Source organism: Pseudomonas sp. LBUM1670, assembly GCF_059695695.1.
This window is the reverse complement of record NZ_CP166783.1, coordinates 3,777,953-3,792,768: the sequence shown is the minus strand read 5'-3', so window position 1 is coordinate 3,792,768 and position 14,816 is coordinate 3,777,953. Positions and strand designations below refer to the sequence as shown.

The 14,816-nt window shown below is 60.1% G+C and carries 11 protein-coding genes; 3 read left to right on the top strand and 8 right to left on the bottom strand.

Translation table 11 applies throughout. The annotated features are described in order from the left end of the window. Positions 1-5: 5 nt before the first annotated feature. The 4 genes from ACA073_RS17205 to ACA073_RS17190 form a co-directional block, all read right to left on the bottom strand. The gene (locus ACA073_RS17205) at positions 6-1,955 is read right to left on the bottom strand and encodes an acetyl/propionyl/methylcrotonyl-CoA carboxylase subunit alpha (RefSeq protein ID WP_497398027.1); all 1,950 of its coding nucleotides are present in this window, start codon (positions 1,953-1,955) and stop codon (positions 6-8) included. After that, entirely contained in the window at positions 1,955-2,770 is an 816-nt protein-coding gene (locus ACA073_RS17200) for a gamma-carboxygeranoyl-CoA hydratase (RefSeq protein WP_497398025.1), read from the bottom strand. Before ACA073_RS17200 ends, ACA073_RS17205 begins: the two co-directional genes overlap by 1 nt. A gap of 117 nt (positions 2,771-2,887) precedes the next feature. Continuing rightward, positions 2,888-4,495: a carboxyl transferase domain-containing protein gene (locus ACA073_RS17195; RefSeq protein WP_497398023.1), complete on the bottom strand. Its 1,608-nt coding sequence runs from the start codon at positions 4,493-4,495 to the stop codon at positions 2,888-2,890. Between the two features lie 13 nt (positions 4,496-4,508). Then, positions 4,509-5,672 (bottom strand): isovaleryl-CoA dehydrogenase, encoded by a 1,164-nt coding sequence (locus tag ACA073_RS17190; RefSeq protein ID WP_017339825.1) that lies wholly within the window; start codon positions 5,670-5,672, stop codon positions 4,509-4,511. 292 nt (positions 5,673-5,964) lie between these two features. Here ACA073_RS17190 and ACA073_RS17185 point away from each other — a divergent pair, with 292 nt between their 5' ends. Next, the gene (locus tag ACA073_RS17185; RefSeq protein ID WP_497398021.1) at positions 5,965-7,662 is read left to right on the top strand and encodes an AMP-binding protein; all 1,698 of its coding nucleotides are present in this window, start codon (positions 5,965-5,967) and stop codon (positions 7,660-7,662) included. Between the two features lie 663 nt (positions 7,663-8,325). On the opposite strand, the gene ACA073_RS17180 is transcribed toward ACA073_RS17185, so the two are convergent. The 3 genes from ACA073_RS17180 to ACA073_RS17170 all read right to left on the bottom strand — a co-directional run bounded on the left by ACA073_RS17180 (position 8,326) and on the right by ACA073_RS17170 (position 10,817). After that, positions 8,326-9,225: a hydroxymethylglutaryl-CoA lyase gene (locus ACA073_RS17180; RefSeq protein ID WP_497398019.1), complete on the bottom strand. Its 900-nt coding sequence runs from the start codon at positions 9,223-9,225 to the stop codon at positions 8,326-8,328. A gap of 82 nt (positions 9,226-9,307) precedes the next feature. Continuing rightward, on the bottom strand, positions 9,308-9,709 hold the full coding sequence (locus tag ACA073_RS17175) for a MerR family transcriptional regulator (RefSeq protein ID WP_497398017.1): 402 nt from the start codon (positions 9,707-9,709) through the stop codon (positions 9,308-9,310). A gap of 178 nt (positions 9,710-9,887) precedes the next feature. Continuing rightward, a complete protein-coding gene (locus ACA073_RS17170; RefSeq protein WP_497398015.1) occupies positions 9,888-10,817 on the bottom strand; it encodes a LysR family transcriptional regulator in 930 nt (309 codons plus the stop codon). 176 nt (positions 10,818-10,993) lie between these two features. Here ACA073_RS17170 and ACA073_RS17165 point away from each other — a divergent pair, with 176 nt between their 5' ends. Beyond that, complete coding sequence (locus tag ACA073_RS17165; RefSeq protein ID WP_497398013.1) at positions 10,994-12,220, top strand: acyl-CoA dehydrogenase; 1,227 nt, start codon at positions 10,994-10,996, stop codon at positions 12,218-12,220. Positions 12,221-12,329: 109 nt separating this feature from the next. On the opposite strand, the gene ACA073_RS17160 is transcribed toward ACA073_RS17165, so the two are convergent. Next, positions 12,330-13,142: a TatD family hydrolase gene (locus ACA073_RS17160; RefSeq protein ID WP_497398011.1), complete on the bottom strand. Its 813-nt coding sequence runs from the start codon at positions 13,140-13,142 to the stop codon at positions 12,330-12,332. A 235-nt stretch (positions 13,143-13,377) separates the two neighbouring features. Here ACA073_RS17160 and ACA073_RS17155 point away from each other — a divergent pair, with 235 nt between their 5' ends. Further along, positions 13,378-14,799, top strand: coding sequence for an MltF family protein (locus ACA073_RS17155; RefSeq protein ID WP_497398009.1), 1,422 nt, complete (start codon positions 13,378-13,380; stop codon positions 14,797-14,799). Positions 14,800-14,816 lie beyond the last annotated feature (17 nt).

Sequence of the window (14,816 nt, the reverse complement as noted above, 5' to 3'; positions counted from 1 at the left end):
CCATTTCAGGCTTCGTCCAACTCGACCAACGCACTGCCTTCGCTGACCATTTCGCCTTCCTGGCAATACAGCGCCTTGATCACCCCGGCGTGTGGCGCACGAATGCTGTGCTCCATCTTCATCGCTTCCAGCACCACCAGTTGCGCCCCGGCTTCGACCGCTTGCCCGGCCTCCACCAGCACCCGAACAATGCTGCCGTTCATGGGGGCGGTCAGCCCGCCGTGATGGCTGTGACTGGCTTCGACGGCGCTGATCGGGTCGTAGGACTCGATACGGCGCAATTCACCTTCCCATTGCAGATACACAACGCCGTCGCGACGGATTGCCCGATGCTGGCGACGCACGCCATTGTGTTCGGTCAGCAGTTGCTCGCCCTTGAGGTGCGCCGAACACGTATCGCCCAACGTCAGCGCGCGGTCCTGGCCTTCGCAGCTTAAGTGAAGGGTGATTTCTTTTGGCAATCCGGCACGGAACCCATTGCCGATACCCCAGGGCGAACTCAGATCATCCACGCGCGATGAACGAGGCTGACTCTGGGCAAACGCCTGCGCTGCGGCTTGCCAGAATTCATCGCTGAGCTGCGAGGGCTCCGGCAGCAGTTGTTCCTGATAACGCGGAATAAACCCGGTATCCAGTTCAGCCGCCGCGAATGCCGGATGACCAACGATTCGACGCAGGAAGTTGATATTGGTCTTGAGCCCACCCATCGCGAACTCATCGAGCATGCTCAACAACCGCAGACGCGCCTGCTCACGATCCTCACCCCAGGCAATCAGCTTGCCGAGCATCGGGTCGTAGAACGGCGAAATCTCGTCACCTTCTTCAACGCCGCTGTCGACCCGACGTCCCGGACCTTCGGCGGATTCGCGATACAACTCCAGGCGCCCGGTGGCCGGCAGGAAATCATTGCCCGGGTCTTCGGCATACAGCCGCACTTCAATCGCATGCCCGATCAACGGCACCTGATCCTGGGTCATCGGCAGCGCCTCACCGCGCGCCACGCGAATCTGCCAGGCCACCAGATCGAGACCGGTAATGGCTTCGGTCACCGGGTGTTCAACTTGCAGGCGCGTGTTCATCTCCATGAAGAAGAACTCACCGCGCGCATCCAGCAAGAATTCCACGGTGCCGGCGCCGACATAGCCGATGGCCTGCGCCGAACGCACGGCGGCTTCGCCCATGGCACGACGCAGTTCCGGGCTCAGGCCTGGCGCCGGTGCTTCCTCGACGACTTTCTGGTGCCGACGCTGAATCGAGCAATCCCGCTCGTTGAGGTACAGGCAGTTGCCATGCTGGTCGGCGAAGATCTGAATCTCCACGTGACGCGGTTTCAGCAGGTATTTCTCGACCAGCATCCGCGAATCGCCAAATGACGATTGCGCCTCTCGCTGGGCCGAGGCCAGGGCTTCGGCCAGTTGGCTGACGTCCTCAACCACTTTCATGCCTTTGCCGCCGCCGCCCGCTGTCGCCTTGAGCAGCACCGGATAGCCGATGCGTTCGCAGGCGTCGCGGAAGGTGTCGACGTCTTGAGCTTCGCCGTGATAACCCGGCACCAGTGGCACGCCAGCGGTTTCCATCAAGGCTTTGGCGGCGGACTTGCTGCCCATCGCATCAATGGCCGAGGCGGGCGGGCCGAGGAAGATCAGGCCCGCCGCTTCGATCGCGCGGGCGAACCCGGCGTTCTCGGACAGAAAACCATAGCCCGGATGAATGGCCTGAGCGCCGCTGGCCTTGGCGGCAGCGATCAGCTTGTCAATTTGCAAGTAGCTGTCGGCGGCCTTGCTGCCACCGAGGTCGACGCGGATATCCGCTTCGCGGCTGTGTCGGGCTTCACGGTCGGTGGCGCTGTGCACGGCGACGGTGGTCAGGCCCAACGCCTTGGCGGTGCGCATCACCCGGCAAGCGATTTCGCCACGGTTGGCCACCAGCAGAGAGGTAATGACAGGTGCGCTCATCAACGCGGCTCCTTGGGGGTGGTTTCGGCCTGCCAGCTCGGCGGACGTTTTTGCAGAAAGGCACGCAGGCCTTCCTGGCCTTCGGGGCTGACGCGGATTCGCGCGATGGCATTTTCGGTGTAGCGGCGCAGCGCCGGCGTCAGCGCACCGTTACCGACTTCACGCAGCAAGTCCTTGCTGGCGCGCATGGCGGCGGGGCTGTTGAGCAGCAGGTTGTCGATCCATTGCTCGACTTTCTGCTCCAGCTCATTGATCGGGTAGCTCTCCGACAACAGGCCGATTTCCCGCGCCCGCTGCCCGCCGAAACGCTCGGCGGTCAGGGCATAACGACGCGCCGCGCGCTCACCGATGGCTTGCACCACGAACGGGCTGATCACCGCCGGTGCCAGGCCGATGCGCACTTCCGACAGGCAAAATTGTGCGTCATCGGCACCGATGGCCATGTCGCAGCAACTGATCAGGCCCAACGCGCCGCCGTAAGCCGCGCCTTGCACCACGGCCAGGGTCGGGACTTTCAGCTTGGCAAGGTTGTACATCAACTCTGCCAGTTCCCGTGCGTCGTCGAGATTGGTGTGGTAATCGAGCTCGGCCGATTGCTGCATCCAGGCCAGGTCGGCGCCGGCGCTGAAATGTTTGCCGCGCCCACGCACCAGCAAAAACCGCAGGCTGGCATCGCTCGAGACCTTGTCCAGCGCGAGGATCAGTTCACGGATCATCTCGGCGTTGAAGGCGTTGTTCTTTTCTTCCCGGCTGAGCCACAGGGTGGCGAAACCACGCGGGTCGGTCTGCAGTTCGAGGGTGTTGAAGTCGCTCATATTCGTCCGTCTCCACGGTCTTTGTGGGAGCGGGCTTGCTCGCGAAAGCGGTTTATCAGCCAACACCAATGTTGAATGTTAGTCCGCCTTCGCGAGCAAGCCCGCTCCCACAGAAAATCACATCCGGAACACGCCGAAGCGGCTCGGTTCGATTGGCGCGTTCAGCGACGCGGACAAGGCCAGGGCCAACACATCGCGGGTCTGCGCCGGGTCAATGACACCGTCATCCCACAGCCGTGCACTGGAGTAGTAAGGGTGGCCCTGTTCTTCGTATTGATCGAGGATCGGTTGCTTGATCTCGGCTTCCTGCTCGGCGCTGAAACCCTGGCCACTGCGCTCGGCCTGCTCGCGTTTGACCTGTACCAAAACGCCCGCCGCTTGCTCGGCGCCCATCACGCCAATGCGTGCGTTAGGCCACATCCACAGGAAGCGCGGATCGTAGGCCCGCCCGCACATGCCGTAGTTACCGGCGCCGAAACTGCCGCCGATGATCACGGTGAACTTCGGCACCTTGGCGCACGCCACGGCGGTCACCAGTTTCGCGCCGTGCTTGGCGATGCCGCCGGCCTCGTATTTCTGGCCGACCATGAACCCGGTGATGTTTTGCAGGAACAGCAAAGGGATGCCGCGCTGGCAAGCCAGTTCGATAAAGTGCGCGCCTTTCTGTGCGGCCTCGGCGAACAGGATGCCGTTGTTGGCGAGAATGGCGATCGGGTAACCGTGCAGGTAAGCAAAACCGCACACCAGCGTGGTCCCGAACAGCGCCTTGAATTCGTCGAACACTGAACCGTCTACCAGTCGCGCAATCACTTCGCGCACGTCGAACGGTTGCTTGGCGTCCGCCGACACGACGCCATACAACTCGTCGCTGTTGTAGAGCGGGGCGATGGGCGTGCGTTGCTGGACTTCACCGAGTTTGCGCCAGTTGAGGTTGGCGATGCTGCGTCGGGCAATGGCCAAGGCATGTTCATCGCTCTCGGCGTAGTGGTCGGCGACGCCGGAGATCTTGCAGTGCACATCGGCGCCGCCCAGATCTTCAGCGCTGACCACTTCACCCGTCGCCGCTTTTACCAACGGCGGACCGGCGAGGAAGATCGTCGCTTGCTCGCGAACCATGATCGCTTCGTCGGCCATCGCTGGCACGTAAGCGCCACCGGCGGTGCACGAGCCCATGACCACGGCAATCTGCGGAATGCCCATGGCGCTCATGTTGGCCTGGTTGAAGAAGATCCGCCCGAAGTGCTCGCGGTCCGGAAACACTTCATCCTGACGCGGCAGGTTGGCGCCGCCCGAATCCACCAGGTAGATGCATGGCAAACGGTTCTGCTGGGCGATGGTCTGGGCGCGCAGGTGCTTTTTCACGGTCAGCGGGTAATACGAGCCACCCTTCACGGTGGCATCGTTGGCCACGATCATGCACTCGACGCCTTCCACGCGGCCGATCCCGGCAATCACGCCAGCAGCCGGAACGTCTTCGCCATACACCTCGTAAGCCGCCAATTGGCTGATCTCAAGAAACGGCGAACCCGGATCGAGCAGGCGATTGATGCGCTCACGGGGCAGCAATTTGCCCCGCGAAGTGTGGCGTTCTTGCGCCTTCGGGCCGCCACCCTGCTGCACTTGTGCGAGCAGGGTATGCAAGGCGTCGACCTGTTTGAGCATCGCCGCGCTGTTGGTCGCGAACTCCGCCGAACGGAGGTTGAGCTGGGTATGCAGGATAGCCATGGACAGCTCCGTCTTAGCGGGTTTCGTTGAACAGTTCGCGACCGATCAGCATGCGACGGATCTCACTGGTGCCAGCGCCGATTTCGTACAGCTTGGCGTCACGCAACAGACGACCGGCCGGGAATTCGTTGATGTAGCCGTTGCCGCCGAGAATCTGGATCGCGTCGAGGGCCATTTGCGTGGCGCGTTCGGCGCTGTAGAGGATCACGCCGGCGGCGTCCTTGCGCGTGGTTTCGCCGCGTTCGCAGGCTTGAGCGACGGCATACAGGTAGGCGCGGCTGGCGTTGAGTTGGGTGTACATGTCGGCGACCTTGCCCTGGATCAGCTGGAATTCGCCGATGCTCTGGCCGAACTGCTTGCGGTCGTGGATGTACGGCACGATCAGGTCCATACACGCCTGCATGATTCCGGTCGGGCCACCGGACAGCACAACGCGTTCGTAATCGAGGCCGCTCATCAGCACTTTTACGCCGCCGTTAAGCACGCCGAGGATGTTCTCTTCCGGCACTTCGACGTCATCGAAGAACAGTTCGCAGGTGTTGGAACCGCGCATGCCGAGCTTGTCGAACTTGTTGCTGCGGCTGAAGCCTTTCCAGTCACGTTCGACGATGAACGCGGTGATGCCGTGGGGGCCTTTTTCCAGGTCGGTCTTGGCGTAGATCACGTAGGTGTTGGCGTCGGGGCCGTTGGTGATCCAGGTTTTGCTGCCGTTGAGAACGTAGTGATCGCCGCGTTTGTCCGCGCGCAATTTCATCGAGACCACGTCGGAACCGGCGTTCGGCTCGCTCATGGCCAGGGCGCCGATGTGCTCGCCGCTGATCAGCTTGGGCAGGTATTTGCTTTTCTGTTCGTGATTGCCGTTGCGGTTGATCTGATTGACGCAGAGGTTGGAGTGCGCGCCGTAGGACAACGCGACCGACGCCGAGCCACGGCTGATTTCTTCCATGATGACCACGTGGGCCAGATAACCCAGGCCAGCGCCACCGTACTCTTCCGGCACGGTAACGCCGAGCAGACCCATGTCGCCGAATTTGCGCCACAGGTCAGCGGGGAACAGGTTGTCGATGTCGATCTGAGCGGCGCGCGGGGCGATCTCTTTGGCGACGAAGGACTGAACCTGATCGCGCAGCATGTCGATGGTTTCACCGAGGGCAAAGTTCAGGGATGGGTAGCTCATGGGTCACCTTTTGGCTTTTTTGTAGGGTGGGGAGGGCTGTGATTGGGCTCTCACCTTTACGTTAACGTAAGCCTGTGGCGAATGGCTGTCAATCACCCTTTACGTTAACGTCAACTTGAGCGAGAGTAGGGCCAGTTCATAGCAAGGCGAGCCACCCTTGTGGGAGCGGGCTTGCTCGCGAAAACGGTTTATCAGCCAACATCAATGTTGAATGTTAGTCCGCCTTCGCGAGCAAGCCCGCTCCCACAAGAGGCCGCCGTAACACCCACTAATAAAGACAATAGGGGTCGTCATGGATCAACCCAGTGCAAGCCCGCAGCGCAGCTATACCCGTGGTTCCCAGGACAAAGCCCTGCTGGCGATGACCATCGGTCAGGCGTTCGATAACACCGTCGCGAAGTACTCGACTGGAGAGGCATTGGTCGTACGCCATCAACAGCTGCGTTACACCTGGCAACAACTGTCCGACGCGGTGGACCTGCATGCCAGAGCATTGCTGGCGCTGGGCTTGCAGGCCGGAGATCGCCTCGGCATCTGGGCACCGAATTGCGCGCAGTGGTGCATCAGCCAGTTTGCCAGCGCGAAAATCGGCGTGATTCTGGTCAACATCAATCCGGCGTATCGCAGCTCTGAACTCGAATACGTTTTGAAGCAATCGGGTTGCCAATGGCTAGTCTGCGCCGGCTCTTTCAAGACCTCCAACTATCACGGCATGTTGCAAGGGCTGGCGCCTGAGTTGGCGGAGCAATCCATCGGACAGTTAAAGAGTGAACGCCTGCCTGAACTACGCGGGGTCATCAGTCTGGATGCGCAACCGCTATCGGGTTTCCTGCCATGGTCACAATTGGCCGATCTCGCGGCCAGCGTGTCCGCCGAACAGTTGCGCGAACGTCAGGGCAGCCTGCATTTCGACCAGCCGGTGAATATCCAGTACACCTCCGGCACCACCGGTTTCCCGAAGGGTGCGACCCTCAGTCACTACAACATCCTGAACAACGGTTACATGGTCGGCGAAAGCCTCGGGCTGACTACCAATGATCGACTGGTGATCCCGGTGCCGCTGTATCACTGCTTCGGTATGGTGATGGGCAATCTGGGCTGCATCACTCACGGCAGCACCATGATTTACCCCAACGACGCCTTTGATCCGTTGCTCACCCTGACCACTGTCGCCGAAGAAAAAGCGACCGCGCTTTACGGCGTCCCCACGATGTTTATCGCGATGCTCGATCAGCCGCAGCGCGCCGAGTTCAACCTGTCGACGCTGCGCACCGGGATCATGGCGGGCGCGACCTGTCCGATCGAAGTGATGCGTCGGGTCATCAGCGAAATGCACATGAGCGAAGTGCAGATTGCCTACGGCATGACGGAAACAAGCCCGGTGTCTTTGCAGACGGGTCCGTCAGACGATCTGGAATTGCGCGTCACCACCGTCGGCCGCACCCAGCCGCAACTGGAGAGCAAAATCATCGACGAGGCGGGCAACCTGGTGCCTCGCGGCACCATTGGCGAACTCTGCACCCGCGGTTACAGCGTAATGCTCGGTTACTGGAACAACCCCGAAGGCACTGCGGAAGCGATCGACCAGGCCGGCTGGATGCACACCGGTGATCTGGCGAGCATGAACGATGAAGGCTACGTGTGCATTGCCGGGCGCAACAAGGACATGATCATCCGCGGCGGTGAGAATATTTACCCGCGGGAGCTGGAAGAGTTCTTCTTTACCCACCCGGCGGTGGCGGACGTGCAAGTGATCGGCATTCCGTGTTCGCGCTATGGCGAAGAGATCGTCGCCTGGATCAAGTTCCACCCGGGCCACAGCGCCACCGAGCAAGAGCTGCAAACCTGGTGCAAGGAGCGCGTCGCGCACTTCAAGACACCGCGTTACTTCAAGTTCGTCGAAGAGTTTCCGATGACCGTCACCGGCAAGATCCAGAAATTCCGGATGCGCGAGATCAGTATCGAGGAGCTGCGCAGAAACAACGGTTGACCACAATCCCCTGTGGGAGCGGGCTTGCTCGCGAATGCGGTGGATCAGTCCGTACATTCATTGACTGATCCACCGCATTCGCGAGCAAGCCCGCTCCCACATTTGAATTGGGGGGAATTACAAATCGCAGAAAGCACAAAGGGGAGCCGAAGCTCCCCTTTAATTTTCGTTGCGCGTGCTCTTTTTTTATTATTGAGGGGCGGTCTGTTTTTGTTTTTGGCAACCGTGACCCTTTACCGCTGTTTTTGTCGATCCCCATCCGGGATCAAGAGCAAACGTATTTTTTTGAGCGCTGATCTACTTTTTCGCTAAGCGATCCAACCAGTTCGGGAGCTACCTGAAGGTAGTTTTATTGTTCTCTGCCCGGTTGCGGGTGACTCCGAAAAGCACCCTGAAAAGCACACCTTCTCCAAAAAAATCTGTTAGCTGCGTCTCTGCCGTGTTGTTCTTGTTATGTCAGAGTCGTTTCGTCTTATTTTTATTGGTTTGCTGCTTTTTATTATGCCATAGAGATAGCAGAAGCCGTGCCAACTTTTAAAAACCCTTTAAAATCAACACGTTGAGTTTTTGTTGGATTTTTCGCTCAGCCTAAACCCGACAATTTGTTTCCGTGTTACTCGGTTCAGCCCCACATTTCAGAGAGGCGGTAACACCCGGACACACTCACTGTGCGCTGCGCGCCTTCGCCACGCGCGAACCGGTCGGACGGCCCAACACGGTACAAATCTGCTGGCCGGCCAGAATCAAGGCGTCCAGGTCTATACCCGTGTCGATACCAAGGCCGTTCAACAGATAAACCACGTCTTCAGTGGCGACGTTACCGCTGGCGCCCTTGGCGTAAGGGCAGCCGCCGAGGCCGGCGATGGAGCTGTCGAACACCGCGATGCCTTCCAGCAGGCTGGCGTAAATATTGGCCATGGCCTGGCCGTAGGTGTCGTGGAAGTGCCCGGCAAGTTTCTCCCGCGGTACGTCGGCGGACACCACGTCGAACATCTTGCGCGTCGCGCCTGCCGTGCCGGTGCCGATGGTGTCGCCCAGCGAGATTTCGTAGCAGCCCATCGCGTAGAGCTCGCGGGCGACCCGGGCCACCTGTTCCGGTGCGATGTTACCTTCGTAGGGGCAACCCAGCACACACGACACATACCCGCGCACGCTGACGCCATGCTGTTTGGCGGCTTCCATGATCGGCGCGAAACGCTCCAGGCTTTCGCTGATCGAGCAGTTGATGTTGCGCTGGGAGAACGCTTCGGACGCCGCAGCGAACACCGCGACTTCCTTGACCCCGGCGGCGAGCGCATCTTCGAACCCGCGCAGGTTGGGGGCGAGGGCGCCGTAGGTCACGCCCGGTTTGCGCTGGATCTGCGCGAAGACGTCAGCGGACCCGGCCATCTGCGGCACCCATTTGGGCGAGACAAAACTGCCGACTTCTATATAGCTGAGGCCGGCAGCGGTCAGCGCGTCGACCAGTTGCACCTTGTCGGCAACACTGATCGGTTGAGCTTCGTTTTGCAGGCCGTCGCGGGGACCGACTTCGACCAGGCGTACGTAGGAGGGAAGGGACATGGGGATCGACCTGTGCGGATTTTCTGAATGTTGGCATTAACCCTGTGGGAGCAAGCCCGCTCCCACAGGGAAATTCGTGAACCTACTGAATCACCGGCTGGCTTTTCATCGTCTGTTCCAGCGCCTGGGTGCAGCGCTCCTGCGCCGTGTCCAGTTCCAGCTTCATCTGCTCGATGTCGAGCATCTGCTGCTCCAGTTGTTCGCGGCGCTCGGCGATTTTGTTGAGCATGGTTTGCAGCTGTTTCTGGTTGCCGCCGGTGGGGTCGTAAAGCTCGATCAGCTCGCGGCACTCGGCCAGGGAGAAACCAATGCGTTTGCCCCGCAGGATCAGCTTCAGGCTGACCTTGTCCCGGGGCGAATAGATGCGTTCCTGGCCACGGCGCTCGGGGCTGAGCAGGCCTTGCTCTTCATAGAAACGAATGGCTCGCGTGGTGATGTCGAGTTCGCGGGCGAGGTCGGAAATGCTATAGGTCTGGCTGCTCATGGGCGCGCTCGAAAAAGGTCATGGCGCTAAGCTAATGTCAGGTTGACGTTTACGTCAAGTGGTGTGAGATTTCAGTGTTCTTGCGGGCCTCTTCGCGGGCAAGCCTCGCTCCTACCGGTTCGCGTAAATCCTGTAGGAGCGAGGCTTGCCCGCGAAGAACGATAACGCGGTGCAACGTCTACACCTTATCGAGCTTCTTTTCTTGCGCCGTCACCTGCTGGCACAACTCGATCATCTGCTCACGCATCCAGCGGTTGGCCGGGTCCTGATCAGTGCTTTCGTGCCAGTAGAGGTGGGTTTCCACCGGCGGTACATCGTTGACCGGCAGGTACACCGCGTACAAATCATGGCGGCGGGCGAAGCGTTCCGGCACGGTCATGACCATGTCGGTCTGCTGCAACACCTGTGACGCCATCAGGTAATGCTGGGAACGCAGGGCGATCTTGCGCTGGATGCCCATTTTACCGAGCGCGAGGTCAACATGACCGAGACCGCTGCGGCGGCTGGAAATGTGGATGTGAGTGAGCGACATGTAATCATCGAGGGTGAATTTCTCTTTGCCCGCCAGCGGATGGCCCTTGCGCATGGCACACACGTAACGGTCTTCCATCAACTTGACGTGACGCACTTGCGGGTCGGTGTTGAGCGGCGCATCCACCGCAAAATCGAGCCGACCGGCTGCCAGTTCCTTGGTGGTCTCGCGGCGCTTGGACAAAAAGCTTTCGATGATCACCGTCGGCGCCAGGCGTCGCAGGCGCTGGAACAGCGGCGGCAGAATCACCGCTTCGGTGAGGTCGGTCATGCTGATACGGTACGTCTTGACCGCCTGCAGCGGGTTGAAGATGCGGCTTTCCTGCACCGACACCCGCAGCAGGGAGAGGGCGTTGCGCACCGGGCCGATGATGTTCTGGGCCATCGGCGTTGGCACCATGCCCTGGGCGGTACGCACGAACAACGGGTCGTTGAAGGTCTCGCGCAAGCGTGCCAGAGCGTTTGAGACCGCAGGCTGAGTAATGCCGACAATCTGCCCGGCGCGGGTCAGGTTGGCTTCGGTGTAGATCGCGTCGAAGACGATGAAAAGGTTGAGGTCGACCTTGCTCAGATTCATTGCGCTTCACTCTTATTGTTGTGGCGTTTTGATGAGGCCGGGGGCCTCGGCAATCACCCGATCATATATCGGTGATGAATGTTAATACACGCCGAGAATAGGCTAGGTAAATTTTCGTAGCTGTTCTAGCATCGTTTGCATGACCTAAACAACCTCCCCCCAGAAGGTAGCTGCTCATGGATTTCGCTTATTCGCCCAAGGTGCAAGAACTGCGTGAGCGCGTGACCGCGTTCATGGACACCTACGTTTATCCCGCCGAAGCCGTGTTCGAACGGCAGGTTGCCGAGGGCGACCGTTGGCAGCCGACCGCGATCATGGAAGAACTCAAGCTGAAGGCCAAGGCTGAAGGCCTGTGGAATTTGTTTCTGCCTGAGTCCGAACTTGGCGCCGGCCTGAGCAACCTCGAATACGCGCCATTGGCAGAAATCATGGGCCGCTCGCTGCTGGGCCCCGAGCCGTTCAACTGCTCGGCACCCGACACGGGCAACATGGAAGTGCTGGTGCGTTACGCCAACGAAGAACAGAAACAACGCTGGCTCGAACCGCTGCTGCGCGGCGAGATCCGCTCGGCGTTCGCCATGACCGAGCCGGACGTGGCTTCCTCCGACGCCACCAACATGGCCGCCCGCGCCGTGCGTGACGGTGACGAGTGGGTGATCAACGGCAGGAAATGGTGGACTTCGGGTGCCTGCGATCCACGCTGCAAGATTATGATCTTCATGGGACTGAGCAATCCCGATGCGCCGCGCCACGCCCAGCATTCGATGATTCTGGTGCCGGTAGATGCCCCTGGCTTGAAGATCGTCCGCCCGCTGCCGGTGTTCGGTTACGACGACGCGCCACACGGCCACGCCGAAGTGCTGTTCGAAAACGTCCGGGTGCCGTACGAAAACGTCCTGTTGGGCGAAGGACGCGGCTTCGAAATCGCTCAGGGTCGCCTTGGCCCGGGCCGGATTCACCACTGCATGCGTTCGATCGGCATGGCCGAGCGTGCGCTGGAACTGATGTGTAAACGCTCGGTGAACCGCACGGCGTTCGGCAAACCGTTGGCGCGTCTGGGCGGCAACATCGACAAAATCGCCGACTCGCGGATGGAAATCGACATGGCACGCCTGCTGACCTTGAAAGCGGCGTACATGATGGACACCGTCGGCAACAAAGTGGCGAAGAGCGAAATCGCGCAGATCAAGGTGGTCGCACCGAACGTGGCGCTACGGGTCATCGACCGGGCGATCCAGATCCATGGCGGGGCAGGGGTTTCCAACGATTTCCCGCTGGCCTACATGTATGCGATGCAGCGCACCCTGCGCCTGGCCGACGGCCCGGACGAAGTGCACCGCGCGGCGATCGGCAAGTTCGAAATCGGCAAGTACGTGCCAAAAGAAATGATGCGCAGCCATTAATTGTAGGAGCAGCCGGTCGACGCTCGATTGCTCGCGATGGACGCCAGCGATAACGCGTTTATGCTGGATAAACGCGGTGTTTTGGAGATCATCGCGAGCAAGCTCGCTCCTACAATAGCGACACCACTGGTAGCCCGAAAAAGGTTCGAGCACATGCGGTGCTGTGAGCCGCCAGTTCTTCCTCGCTTTCCCCGCGATGCAACGCCACTTCCCGCAACACTTCGGTCAGATACGCGGGTTCGTTGCGACCATTCTTCGGCTTGGGCCGCAAGCTGCGCGGCAGCAGATACGGCGCATCACTCTCCAGCATCAACCGCCCGCGCTTGATCTCTTTCACCAAAGGGTGCAAATGCGTGCCGCGACGCTCGTCGCAGATCCAGCCGGTGATGCCGATGTGCAAGTCCAGGTCGAGGTAGCTGAACAGCGCTTTCTTCTCCCCGGTGAAGCAATGCACCACGGCGGCCGGCAATTGGTCGCGGTAATCGCGGAGGATTTCCAGCAAGCGCTGACTGGCGTCTCGCTCATGGAGAAACACCGGCAGTTGCAGTTCGACCGCCATCGCCAGGTGCTCCTCGAGGACTTTTTCCTGTTGCGGACGCGGAGAGAAATCGCGATTGAAATCCAGGCCGCATTCACCCACGGCCACCACGTTCGGCTCTTTGAGCAAACTGCGCAGACGCTGGGCGCTGTCGGCGTTCCAGTCGCTGGCCGCATGCGGGTGAATGCCGGCGGTGGCGAACAGCCGTTGAGCCGTGTCATCCAGTTGCTGGCACAGTTCCAGCGCCTGTTCACTGCCCTCGACACTGGTGCCGGTGAGCACCAATTGGCAGACCCCGGCGGCATACGCGCGGTCGAGTACAGCCTGGTGCTTGTCGGCGAAACTGGGGTTGGTCAGGTTGACGCCGATATCGATGAGTTGCATGGTGCTACCTCGGACCAAAGGCCGGAAAGCATATCAGAGCTGAAGATTTATAAGAAAAGCCAAGAACTACAACGAGTTAACGCTGTCTTTTGATGCCACGAGACAAGCCGGGGTGGTCAGCGTGCCATCACTGTGCCAGTCTTTCGCACTTTGCCAGCGCTCAAGGCGCTCTGTTTCTGTCGTTCGGTTTCATGAAAATTGTTGAAATCGGCCCAGTATTCTTTCCGGAGAGTGGATGATACGTCCCTCGATTTTGTTACTGCTGTTTGGTTCGTTGCTGCTGCCGATGCCGGCGGTTGCGCGTCTGGCCGGCCCGCTGCAAGCCGTGCCGGCGGCCAAGGTGCGCGATCTGCAGGAAATCCGCAGCAGCCGTGTGCTGAAGGTGCTGGTCAACCAGAGCCGCAACAGCTCCGGCGAAGTCCAGGGCCAGGCCATTGGCGTCGAATACCATCGATTGCGCGCTTTCGAGCAATATCTCAATGGTTACGCCCGCGACGGTCAGGAAGTCACCCTAAAGATCATCCCCAAAGCCAAGGATCAACTGCTCGGCGCCTTACAGCGCGGGGAGGGCGATCTGGTTGCGCCGGGGGAATTGCTCGATCTGCAACCGGGTTACGCCGTCAGCACCAGTGAGTCTATTGCCAGCAACATCCCGCTGGTGCTGGTCGGGATCAAAGGCGAGAAACGCTACACCCACGTTGAACAACTCTCCGGTAAAACCCTGGCATTGCCCACCGGCAGTGCCGCCGGGGAAGCGATCAGTCAAATCAATCAAAAACTTGCCCTGCACAAACTGGCGCCGGTGAAGATCGAGTGGGTCGACCCGAGCCTGGCGGTCGAAGACGTGCTGGAGATGGTTCAGGGCGGCATCTTTCACCTGACGATCGTCGAGCTACCGATTGCCGAGCGCTGGGGCAAGATCCTGCCCAAGCTGCGCTTCGATCGGCAGGTGCTGATCAGCGAGCCGGGAGAAGAGTTCTGGTTTGTGCGTCGTGATGCCTCAATGCTGCGGGCGAGCATCGATCGTTTCCTGACCGGGTACAAAAAGCCCTCGGATCAGGACGCGGCGTTCCTGCGGATCTATCGGCGCCTGTATCAAGTGCACTACCCGCTGGCCAAGGCTGATCGCCAGCGCCTGGAAAAACTTCGACCGGTGCTGCAAAAGCACGCTGCTGCCCAAGACATGGACTGGCTGAACCTGGCGGCACTGGCGTTCAAGGAATCTGCCCTGCAGCCCAACGCCCGCAACGGTAGCGGCCCCACTGGCTTGATGCAGATCACCCCGTCCGCAGCCCAGCGCGTGGGGGTCAATAATATTCAGGACCTCGACGGCAACGTGCAGGCCGGGGCCAAGTACCTGGCGATGATCCGCCGCAAGTTTTTTGCCAGCCCCAAACTCAATGAGCGTGAGCGCATGGCGTTCGTGCTGGCGGCTTACAACATCGGGCCGGAGCGGGTGCAGGGCATGCGTGCCGAAGCTCGTCGGCGGGGTTTGAATCCCAATCAGTGGTTCTTCCAGGTTGAACGCATCGCCATGGAACAGGTGGGAATGGGCCCCGTCAGCTATGTTAATAGCGTGAACAAGTATTACTTGGCGTTCGATCGGGAGCGGGAGTCGTTGGAGCCCCAGGGGCAGAAAGTGGCCTCACGCAAATGATCGGATAAACTGATTGT